The 9908-nt window shown below is 71.0% G+C and carries 13 protein-coding genes; all 13 read left to right on the top strand.

Annotated elements, in window-relative coordinates; all coding sequences use genetic code 11:
* The first annotated feature begins 23 nt into the window (after positions 1 to 23).
* The 13 genes from BLT76_RS14670 (at position 24) to BLT76_RS14610 (ending at position 9870) form a co-directional block, all read left to right on the top strand.
* Positions 24 to 473, top strand: a complete 450-nt coding sequence (locus tag BLT76_RS14670; protein ID WP_090857390.1) for a flagellar hook capping FlgD N-terminal domain-containing protein — start codon at positions 24 to 26, stop codon at positions 471 to 473.
* Positions 474 to 526: 53 nt separating this feature from the next.
* Positions 527 to 1381 carry a flagellar hook-basal body complex protein gene (locus BLT76_RS14665; protein ID WP_090857386.1) on the top strand — a complete coding sequence of 285 codons (855 nt, stop codon included), beginning with the start codon at positions 527 to 529 and terminating at the stop codon, positions 1379 to 1381.
* A 146-nt stretch (positions 1382 to 1527) separates the two neighbouring features.
* Positions 1528 to 1830 carry a flagellar FlbD family protein gene (locus BLT76_RS14660; protein WP_090857383.1) on the top strand — a complete coding sequence of 101 codons (303 nt, stop codon included), beginning with the start codon at positions 1528 to 1530 and terminating at the stop codon, positions 1828 to 1830.
* On the top strand, positions 1830 to 2603 hold the full coding sequence (locus BLT76_RS14655) for a motility protein A (protein WP_090857380.1): 774 nt from the start codon (positions 1830 to 1832) through the stop codon (positions 2601 to 2603). Before BLT76_RS14660 ends, BLT76_RS14655 begins: the two co-directional genes overlap by 1 nt.
* A gap of 1 nt (position 2604) precedes the next feature.
* Complete coding sequence (locus tag BLT76_RS14650; RefSeq protein ID WP_090857377.1) at positions 2605 to 3597, top strand: flagellar motor protein MotB; 993 nt, start codon at positions 2605 to 2607, stop codon at positions 3595 to 3597.
* On the top strand, positions 3597 to 4040 hold the full coding sequence (locus BLT76_RS14645) for a flagellar basal body-associated FliL family protein (RefSeq protein ID WP_090857375.1): 444 nt from the start codon (positions 3597 to 3599) through the stop codon (positions 4038 to 4040). Before BLT76_RS14650 ends, BLT76_RS14645 begins: the two co-directional genes overlap by 1 nt.
* Before the next feature lie 80 nt (positions 4041 to 4120).
* Entirely contained in the window at positions 4121 to 5083 is a 963-nt protein-coding gene (locus BLT76_RS14640; RefSeq protein WP_090857372.1) for a flagellar motor switch protein FliM, read from the top strand.
* A 5-nt stretch (positions 5084 to 5088) separates the two neighbouring features.
* On the top strand, positions 5089 to 6039 hold the full coding sequence (fliN, locus tag BLT76_RS14635; RefSeq protein ID WP_090857369.1) for a flagellar motor switch protein FliN: 951 nt from the start codon (positions 5089 to 5091) through the stop codon (positions 6037 to 6039).
* 6 nt (positions 6040 to 6045) lie between these two features.
* Positions 6046 to 6747, top strand: coding sequence for a flagellar biosynthetic protein FliO (locus BLT76_RS14630; protein WP_170867074.1), 702 nt, complete (start codon positions 6046 to 6048; stop codon positions 6745 to 6747).
* Positions 6744 to 7631 carry a flagellar type III secretion system pore protein FliP gene (fliP, locus tag BLT76_RS14625; RefSeq protein ID WP_244509415.1) on the top strand — a complete coding sequence of 296 codons (888 nt, stop codon included), beginning with the start codon at positions 6744 to 6746 and terminating at the stop codon, positions 7629 to 7631. Before BLT76_RS14630 ends, fliP begins: the two co-directional genes overlap by 4 nt.
* Positions 7632 to 7640: 9 nt before the next feature.
* Positions 7641 to 7910: a flagellar biosynthesis protein FliQ gene (gene fliQ, locus BLT76_RS14620; RefSeq protein WP_090857364.1), complete on the top strand. Its 270-nt coding sequence runs from the start codon at positions 7641 to 7643 to the stop codon at positions 7908 to 7910.
* Positions 7911 to 7935: 25 nt separating this feature from the next.
* Positions 7936 to 8703: a flagellar biosynthetic protein FliR gene (locus BLT76_RS14615; RefSeq protein WP_090857362.1), complete on the top strand. Its 768-nt coding sequence runs from the start codon at positions 7936 to 7938 to the stop codon at positions 8701 to 8703.
* Positions 8704 to 8709: 6 nt separating this feature from the next.
* Positions 8710 to 9870 (top strand): EscU/YscU/HrcU family type III secretion system export apparatus switch protein, encoded by a 1161-nt coding sequence (locus tag BLT76_RS14610; protein ID WP_090857359.1) that lies wholly within the window; start codon positions 8710 to 8712, stop codon positions 9868 to 9870.
* The last annotated feature ends 38 nt before the right edge of the window (positions 9871 to 9908 follow it).

Raw genomic sequence — 9908 nt, 5'->3', positions numbered from 1 at the left:
CACCCCGAGAAGGGAAATCGTCGATGCCCGTCGACAGCACCCAGGCCGCCGCGAGCGCCGGCCTCAGCAACCTGATCACCAACCAGTCGGCCGCGAGCTCGTCGACCGACAAGGACATGTTCCTGCAGCTCATGGTCGCGCAGCTGCGCTACCAGGACCCGATGAACCCCGCCGACTCGGGCGAGTTCCTCGCCCAGAACGCGCAGTTCACGGCCCTCGAGAAGATGCAGGCGGTCGCCGACCAGACCTCGCTCGTCCTCGGCGCCCAGATGGCCTTCGGCGCCAGCAGCCTGGTCGGCAAGCAGGTCGGCTACACCGACGCGGCCGGCAAGGACGTCACCGGCACGGTCCAGGGCGTCACCTTCGACGTCAGCGGCCCGATGCTCGACGTCGACGGCAAGCAGGTGCCGCTCGTGAACGTGCTCTCCGTCAAGGGCGGCGCCGCGTCGACCACCCCGACCTCCGCCACCTGATCCTCCACTCTCCCGCACCCCACCCTCGCTCCACCTCACCTAAGGACTGACCTGTGCTCCGTTCGCTCTTCGCCGGCATCAGCGGCCTCCGCGTGAACCAGACCATGCTCGACGTCACCGGCAACAACATCGCCAACGCCAACACCACCGGCTACAAGGCCAGCACCACCGTCTTCCAGGACACCCTGAGCCAGATGCTGACCAACGCCTCCGCCGCCGGCGACGCCCGCGGTGGCACCAACCCGATGCAGGTCGGGCTCGGCGTCCAGGTCGGCGGCATCGCCACCAACTTCGGCCAGGGCTCCAGCCAGCTCACCGGCCGCGGCACCGACCTGATGCTGCAGGGCGACGGCTTCTTCGTCGTCCGCCAGGGCGCGGAGACCCTCTACACCCGCGCCGGCGCCTTCAACTTCGACGAGAGCGGCGCGCTGGTCACCCCCTCGGGCAACCGGGTCCAGGGCTACGCCCTCGACGCGGCCGGCGAGCCCACCGGCGGCCTGGTCGACGTCACGCAGGACACCGCCAGCCTGACCCCGGCCGTGCCGGCCGGCGTCGAGCTGACGTCGTACGGCATCGGCGCGGACGGCATCCTGCGCGGTGTCTTCTCGGACGGCGTGCAGCGCGACATGGCCCGCATCGCGGTCGCCGACTTCACGAACCCGATGGGTCTGGAGAAGGTCGGCGAGACGTCGTTCCGCGTCTCCGCCAACTCCGGCGACCCGCAGCTGGGCGTACCCGGCGAGAACGGCAACGGCAAGATCGTCGCCGGCGCCCTGGAGATGTCGAACGTCGACCTCGCGGCCGAGTTCACCAACCTGATCCTCGCGCAGCGCGGCTTCCAGGCCAGCTCGCGCGTCATCACGACCTCGGACTCCGTGCTCGAGGACCTCGTCAACATCAAGCGCTGATAGCGGTCGCCGGCCGCCCCTCGGGGGGCGGCCGGCTCTCGGATATCTCGGACCTCGGGGGACGTCTCAGGTCGGGCGCGGCCCGGCCGATGAACCTCGTACGGCCATGGATGGCCGTGCCCCCCACGCACTAAGGATGGTGCCCCATGATCTTGCTGACCCGTCTCTCGGGTTCGCCGTTCGTTCTGAACTCGGACCTCATCGAGCGCATCGACAGCGCTCCGGACACCATCGTGACGTTGGTCGACGGCTCCAAGTACGTCGTCTCGGAGGACATGCGCGACGTCGTCGACGCCGTACGCCGCCACCGCGCCGAGGTGATCGCCCTCAGCGAGGCCGTGCAGATCGCCGCCGAGGCCGTGCACGCCCCGCCGCCGCCCCCGGCCCGCGAGCGCCCCAGCCTGAGCGTCGTCACCCCCGATGAGCACCGCTCGGAGGTGAACCGCTGATGAAGGACTTCGCCACCGTGATCGGCATCGTCGGCGCCCTGGTCATCATCGTCCTCTCCAACATCCTCGAGGGCGGTACGCCGTCCCACCTGATCCTGCTCCCGCCCATGCTGCTGGTCTTCGGCGGCACCATCTTCGCCACCCTCGCCAGCGGCACCCTGGGCGACGCCAAGGCGGCCGTGGTCTCCGCGAAGTCCGCCTTCGTCGGCGGCCCGAAGTCGGCCGCCGAGGTCGTCCCCTCGATCGTCTCCCTGGCGGAGAAGGCCCGCCGCGAGGGCCTGCTCGCGCTGGAGGACCAGGTCAAGGAGCTCGACGACCCGTTCCTGGCCAAGGGCGTCACGATGGCCATCGACGGCACCGACCCCGAGGAGGTCCGCGAGATCCTCGAGGCCGAGGTGCACGCGCGGAAGAAGGCGGACAAGCAGTCCGCGAAGTTCTTCGCCGACGCCGGCGCCTACGCGCCGACGATCGGCATCGTCGGCACCGTGATGAGCCTCGTGCACGTGCTGGGCAACCTCGACAAGCCCGACGAGCTCGGCCACATGATCGCCGCCGCGTTCCTCGCGACCCTGTGGGGCGTGCTGTCCGCCAACGTCATGTGGCTGCCGATCTCGAGCAAGCTCAAGCGGATCAGCGAGCTCGAGGCGACCCAGATGGAGGTCATCATCGAGGGCGTCGCGGCCATCCAGGCCGGCGCCAACCCGCGGATCATCGCGCAGAAGCTGACCTCCCTGCTCCCCGCCGGGCAGCAGCCCGCCGAGGAGGCGGCGTGAGATGAGCAAGCGGAAGAAGCACGAGGAGCACGAGGAGCACGAGAACCACGAGCGCTGGCTCGTCTCGTACGCCGACATGGTCACCGTGCTCATGGCGCTCTTCATCGTCATGTACGCGATGAGCACGGTCGACCAAGCGAAGTTCGACGCCCTGAAGAGCGGCCTGGCCGAGGGCTTCGGCCAGAAGTCGATCCTGTCCGGCCACGACTCGGTCCTCTCCGAGGCCAACGCCCCGATGGGCGGGATCACCCCGGAGCTGGCCACCCAGGAGCTCAACGACCGGGAGAGCCAGGCGGTCCAGGCCGCGCTGCGGACCCAGAACACGATGGCCGCCGGGCGGGCCCGGGCCGACGCCGAGGCGGAGGTCGACCGGCTCAACGGCGTCTACTCGCGGCTGCAGGCGGCGCTGAAGAAGCACGGCCTGCAGGACGACGTCCAGGCGACGTACGACGACCGCGGCCTGGTCGTCAGCCTGGTCTCGCGGCACGTGGTGTTCGCCGCCGACCTGGCGACGCTCACCGAGCGGGGCCGCGAGATCGTCGACACCCTGGCCCCGGTGCTGCGCGAGATCCCCGACCCGCTGCAGATCGACGGCCACACCAACCAGGCGTCGGGGAAGCCCCGCTACTACCCCAGCGACTGGGACCTCGCCTCGGCGCGCGCCATCACCGTGCTGCGGCGGCTCAGCGAGGAGCAGCGGATCCCCGGCGAGCGGCTGACGGCGGCGTCGTACGGGCACGAGCGTCCGCTGATCGATCCCCGCAAGCCCGGCTCGCAGGAGATCAACAAGCGCGTCGACATCGTGCTCGTCTCCGGCGAGTCGGCCTCGACGCGAGCCCTGCTCGCCGAGGTCGCGAAGGAGAAGCAGCAGCTGGCCGCGGCGGCGAAGGCCTCCGAGGCCGCCGAGACCGAGCCCACCACCGACACGACCGACACCCCCGACGAGCACGACACCACCACTGACCACGAGACGACCGCGGAAGGAGCGCACTGATGAGCGTCGCGACGATGCCCCCGAGCACGGAGGGCGGGGCAGCCGCCCCCGAGAAGAAGAGCAAGAAGAAGCTGATCATCGCGGTCGTGCTGGTCCTGGTGATCGCCGGCGCGGCGTACTGGTTCTTCCTGAAGCCGAAGGGTCCCGAGCCGGCACCCGAGCCCGGCGACGTGGTCGCCCTCGAGCCGGTGCAGGTCAACCTGGCCGAGGGCCACTACCTGCGGCTGAGCCTCGCCCTGCAGGCGACGACCACCGTCGCCCACGAGGTCGAGGGGAGCAAGGCGCTCGACCTGGCGATCGAGACCTTCACCGGCCAGAAGGTCGGCGCGCTGGCCAACAAGGAGAACCTCGCCCTGCTCAAGGAGGAGCTGCTGAAGGAGATCGAGCACGCCTACCACGGCGACGTCATGGACGTGTACTACACGGAGTTCGTCACGCAGTGACCGGAGCCCGCCGGGGAGCCGGGAAAAGTCTTCCCCTCGGATCCACTCAGGTCACCTGACGCTGCGCCGATGCAGCGAGCGTGAGCCAGACGAACCCCACGTTCTCCGGCAGCTCCCCCGGGCGCCCGGCCAGCCGGTCGCGACGTCGTGCCCGGACCAGCGAGCCTGTCCCCTACGACTTCAAGCGACCCGTCCAGCTGTCCCGTGAGCACCAGCGCATCCTGCAGCTGGGGTTCGACACCTTCGCCCGCCAGGCGATGACCGTGTTCACCTCGGCGCTGCGCAGCGTCTGCCACGTCGAGGTCACCAAGGTCGAGCAGTCGACCTACCACGAGTACGTCGACTCGCTGGGCGGCATGACCTACATGACGCTGTTCACCAACGAGCCGATGCCCGGCTCCGGCGTCCTGGAGATCCCGCTCAACGCGGTGATGTCCTGCATCGACCATATGCTCGGCGGCCCCGGCTCCGGCCGCCAGCCCGAGCGCCCGCTGACCGACATCGAGAGCGGCGTCATCAAGGGCGTCGTCGCCCGGCTGCTCGGCGAGATGCGCTACTCGCTGGCCGACATCGTCTCCGTCGAGCCCGAGATCACCGGCGTCGAGTACAGCCCCCAGTTCGCCCAGGTCGCCGGCCCCGCCGACATCGTCGTCGTGGTCCGCCTGGAGCTCCGCATCGCCGACCGGGCCCACCGGATGACCGTGTGCCTGCCGTTCAACGGCCTGCTGCCGCACCTCACCGCCGCCGCCGCTCCCGCTCCCGTCTCCAACCGCGAGCGCGCCGAGCGCGAGCGCGCCGCCGGGATGCTCCAGGGCAAGTTCCAGACCGTGCCGGTGGACGTCTCCGTCCGCTTCCGCAGCACCGGGCTGGACTCCGCCACGCTCTCGACGCTGCAGCTCGGCGACGTGCTGCGCCTGGCCCACCCGGCCTCGGCACCACTCGACGTCACCGTCGACGACACCGTCTTCGCACACGCGACGGCCGGGGCTCAGGGACCCCGGCTCGCCGCCCTCATCGTCGCGACCCCTGAGGAGAGCAAGTGACTGCCATGACCCCCGACCTCGACCCTCGCCTGTCGAGCCTGCTCGCAGCTGCGGCGGACGCCGTCGCGCCGCTGCTGCCGGCCGCCGACGAGCTGGCGCCGGGTGATCCGCAGCCGGCCACCGAGCACATCACCGACCTGTTCGCCGGCGCCGCGGTCGCCGGGCTCACCGGCCCGCTGCGCGGCATGATCGGCGTCCTCGTCGGCCGCGACCTGGTCGACGCGCTGAAGGACACCCCGCTCGGCTCCCTCGACCTGGCCGCCGCCGCCCAGCCGGCGCTCGACGCCGCCGCCGAGGTCCTCGGCTGCAGCGTCAACAAGGCCCGCCAGGTCACCCTCGACACCGTCGACGCCGAGCTCGGCGACGACCTGTGGGCGGTGCCGCTCATCGGGATGACCATCTCCGGCGCGCTGCTGGTCCCGACCTCGGTGCTGGCCGCCGCGGCGGGTGTCGAGCTGCCCGAGTCCGAGGTCCTCGACGTCGTGGACGCGGTCGAGGCGGAGACCTCGGACAGCCCCGAGGCCGTCGCCACGACCACCGCCACCTCCGAGGCGCCGGCCGCCGCCGGCCCGGTGGCCGACCTCGGCGACGCCGCCCTCTACGACACCGCGGACCACGAGGCGTACGACGAGCCCACCGCCCTCCCGCCCGGCCGCCCGGCCCTCGCGCTGCCCCCGACCGCCCGGCTCCGGCCGATCGCCGGCGGCCGCGGCATCGAGATGCTGCACGGCGTCGAGATGGAGGTCACCGTCGAGCTGGGCCGGACCCGGATGCCCGTCCGCGAGCTGCTCGCGCTGGCGCCCGGCGCCGTCCTCGAGCTCGACCGGGCCGCCGGCAGCCCCGCCGACCTGCTGGTCAACGGCCGGCTGATCGCCCGCGGCGAGGTCGTCGTCGTGGACGAGGACTTCGGCCTGCGGGTCACCGAGATCATCAACGACGAGAGCGCGGCGAGCTGACCCATGATGGAGCTCGCCGTTCGGATGGTCGTCTCGCTGGCCGTCGTCGTGGGTCTGCTGCTGCTGTGCGTCCGCTTCGGCGGGAAGAGGTTCAAGGGCCGCTCCGGCTCGCCCCTGCAGGTCCTGCACCGCCAGTCGCTGAGCCGCAGCTCGGGCGTCGCCCTGGTCTCGGTCGGTGGCCGGATGCTGCTCCTCGGCACCACCGACCAGCAGGTCCAGATGCTCACCGAGATCGATCCGGCCGAGGTCGAGGCGCCGGCCGAGCCCGCCGCCGAGGCCCCGGTCGCCGTGGCTCCGGTCGCGACGCCCGTCCCCGTGGCCCTCGCGGCCCCGGACAGCCTGCTGGGCTCGATGGCCGGCCAGGTCGACGAGCCCACCCGCTGGCTGCAGCCCAAGGGTGCCCAGAAGCGCGGCCAGAAGCGCGGCCTGGCCGCCGCGGCCACCGCCACCCCCGTGTACGTCGCTCCTGCCGTCACCGCTCCGCTGCCCGCCCTCGCGCCGGTCGAGGAGGCCCAGGTGGCCTCGTTCGCCGCCACCCTGGAGGCCGAGCTGGAGGCCGAGCTGAAGGCCGCCGTCGCGGCTCCGCAGCTCTCCCCCGCCCAGGTCCTGCTCCAGGAGGAGCAGGACCAGAGCCCCCTCGCCGGCTCGCTGCTCTCCCCGGACACCTGGCGCCTCGCGGCGCGTGCGGTCTCCCGGCGCGCCTCGTGACCCGCCTGCTCCAGCGCCTCGGACTCGTCCTGGGCGCTCTCCTCGGCATGCTCGTGATCGGGGGCCTCGGGGTGCTCGCGCAGCCCGCGGCCGCCGCGCAGCCCGTGGCTCAGTCCGTCGTGCAGCCGGTCGCCGCGGCGCCGGCCGGCGCGATCCTGGCCACCGTCGAGGAGGGTCCGGAGGGACCCGCCGGTCCGGACGGACCGGACAGCGCCGGTGGCGACTCGGTCATCGTCGAGCTGGACGGGCTGACCGACAAGCCCAGCTCGTCGATCACCCTGCTGCTGACCCTCACCCTGCTCTCGCTGGCCCCGGCCCTGCTGCTGACCTGCACCTGCTTCACCAAGATCCTGGTGGTGCTGGGCCTGACCCGCAACGCGCTCGGGCTCCAGCAGACGCCGAACAACCAGGTCCTCGCCGGTCTGGCGCTCTTCCTGAGCCTGTTCATCATGGCGCCGGTGCTCTCCGAGATGAACGACGTCGGCGTGCAGCCCTACCTGGACGGCGAGCTGACCAGCGCCCAGGCCTGGGACTCCGGCATCGAGCCGCTGCGCACCTTCATGCTGAAGCAGGCGGGCGACGAGGAGATCGAACTGCTCGCCAACGTCGCCGAGCGCGACCTGCCGGCCGAGCGCGCCGACACCCCGATGACGATGCTCGTCCCGGCCTTCATCCTCAGCGAGCTGAAGCAGGCCTTCATCATCGGCTTCATCATCTTCATCCCCTTCCTGGTCATCGACCTGGTCGTGAGCGGGGCGCTGATGGCGCTCGGCATGATGATGATGCCGCCGGTGATGGTCTCCCTGCCCTTCAAGCTGCTGCTCTTCGTCCTCGTCAACGGGTGGGGACTGGTGATCACGTCCCTGGTCGCCAGCTACCAGTAGGGATCCGTCATGTCCGACACCGACATCATCGACATCGCCATGCAGACCATGATGGTCGCGCTGAAGCTGTCCGCCCCGATCCTGGTCACCGCCCTCGCGGTCGGCTTCCTGGTCTCGCTGTTCCAGTCGATGACCCAGATCCAGGAGTTCACCCTCGCCTTCGTCCCGAAGGTGGTCGCCGTCGGCGGCGCCATCGTGCTCAGCGGCAACTGGATGCTGCACACCCTGATGACCTTCACCGAGCAGCTCTTCGAGCGCATCCCCTCGCTCCTCGGCTGACCCGGGAACCCGGAGACCTGATCCCATGACCGTCTCGGTGGCCGGTGAGCCCGCGATCGCGTTCCTTCTCGCGTCGCTGCGCATCATCGCGTGGGTGGCCGTGGTGCCGCCCTTCGCCTCACGTGGCATCCCGGCCGGCGCCAAGGTGGTGCTCAGCCTCGGGCTGGCCCTCACCGTCGCCCCGGCGATGGCGCAGACCGAGATCCCGGTCGAGACCTTCCCGCTGATCGTGACCGCGCTGACCCAGGTGCTGATCGGGCTGGCCATGGGCTTCCTGACCATGCTGCTGTTCACGGCGATCGCGGCGGCGGGCAGCATGATCGACGTCTTCGGCGGCTTCGCCCTCGCCCAGGGCTTCGACCCGCTGTCGATGAACAGCTCGACCATCTTCGGCAAGTTCCACCAGATGCTCGCCACGATGATGCTCTTCGCCAGCGGCGGCCACCTGGTGGTCATCGGTGGCCTGCTCACCACCTTCCGGCTGCTCCCGATCGGCACCTCCCCCGACCTCGACGGCGGCGCCGCGCTGTTCACGAAGGCCTTCGAGGTGTTCTTCGTGACCGCGGTGCAGATCGCGATGCCGATGATCGCGGTGCTCTTCATCGCCGACCTGGGCCTGGCCCTGATGACCAAGGTCGCGCCCGCCCTCAACGCCCTGAACGTCATGTTCCCGGCCAAGATCGGGCTGACCCTGCTGCTCGTCGGGCTCTCCTTCCCGGTGCTCCCGGGCGTCACCGACCACCTCGTCGACCTGGCTCTCGAGGCCATGGCGGCCCTCGCCGGAACGGGATAGCAGGCCATGAGCGACGAGAAGACCGAGAAGCCCACTCCCAAGCGCCTGAAGGAGGCGCGCAAGGAGGGGCAGGTCGCCCGGACCCAGGAGCTGGGTGCCTGGTCGGCGCTGCTGCTCGCCTCCCTGGCCGTCCCGACGCTGGTCGGCTGGGAGCTGACGGCGCTGCAGGAGCTGCTCGCCCACAGCCTGCGCACCCTCGAGGACCCCACGATCCCGCACGCGATGCGGCTGCTCGCCGAGGGCGGCAAGCACGTCTTCGTCGCCGTGATGGCCCTGTCGGTCGGGATGCTGCTGGTCAGCGTGGCCGGCACCATCGCCCAGGGCGGCTTCTACGTCGCCACCAAGGCGGCCAAGCCCTCGGCCAAGAACCTCAACCTGCTCTCGGGCGCCAAGCGCGTCTTCGGCCCGCACGCCCTCTGGGAGGGCATCAAGATGCTGGTCAAGTGCTCGATCGTGGCCGTGATGGTCTACGGCTCGGTCCGCAGCATGATGCCGCTGCTCGGCGGCATGGTGCCCTTCGGCACGGTGTTCGAGGCCGCCGGGGACCACGCCGTCTCGCTGCTGCGCAGCGTCGCCGTGGCGGGGGTGGTCATGGCCGCCGTCGACTACGCCGTCATGCGCCGTCGTACCGGGAAGCAGACCCGGATGAGCAAGCACGACATCAAGCAGGAGCACAAGCAGAGCGAGGGCGACCCGCTGATCAAGAGCGCCATCCGCGGCCGCCAGCTCGCCGCCGCGCGCAACCGGATGATGGCCGACGTCCCGCAGTCCGACGTGGTGCTGGTCAACCCGACCCACGTCGCCGTGGCGCTGCGCTACCAACCGGACAAGAACGCCCCGATCGTGGTCGCCCGCGGCGCCGGCGCGATCGCCGCGAAGATCCGCGAGACCGCTACCGGTGCCGGGGTGCCGCTGGTCCAGGACGTGCCACTGGCCCGTGCCCTCTACTCCTCCACCGAGGTCGGCCAGCAGATCCCGGCCGAGCTGTTCGCCGCGGTCGCCCAGGTGCTGGCCTTCGTCATCGGCCGCCGCAACTCCGGCCGCCCCGGTGGCCGCCACGACAGCCCGCGCCGCGTCGAGGTTCCCCAGGTCGCGCCGGCCGGCCACCGCAAGCGTCGTACGCCGACTCCCGCGATCTCCTCAGCACCGGCCCTCAGCGGCCGATAGGGCGTCTGACGCCAGGACGGCGTCACCACGTGGGCCAG

Source organism: Nocardioides lianchengensis (assembly GCF_900101465.1).
GTDB classification, from domain to species: Bacteria; Actinomycetota; Actinomycetes; order Propionibacteriales; family Nocardioidaceae; genus Nocardioides; species Nocardioides lianchengensis.
This window is presented reverse-complemented; position numbering and strand designations above follow the sequence as displayed.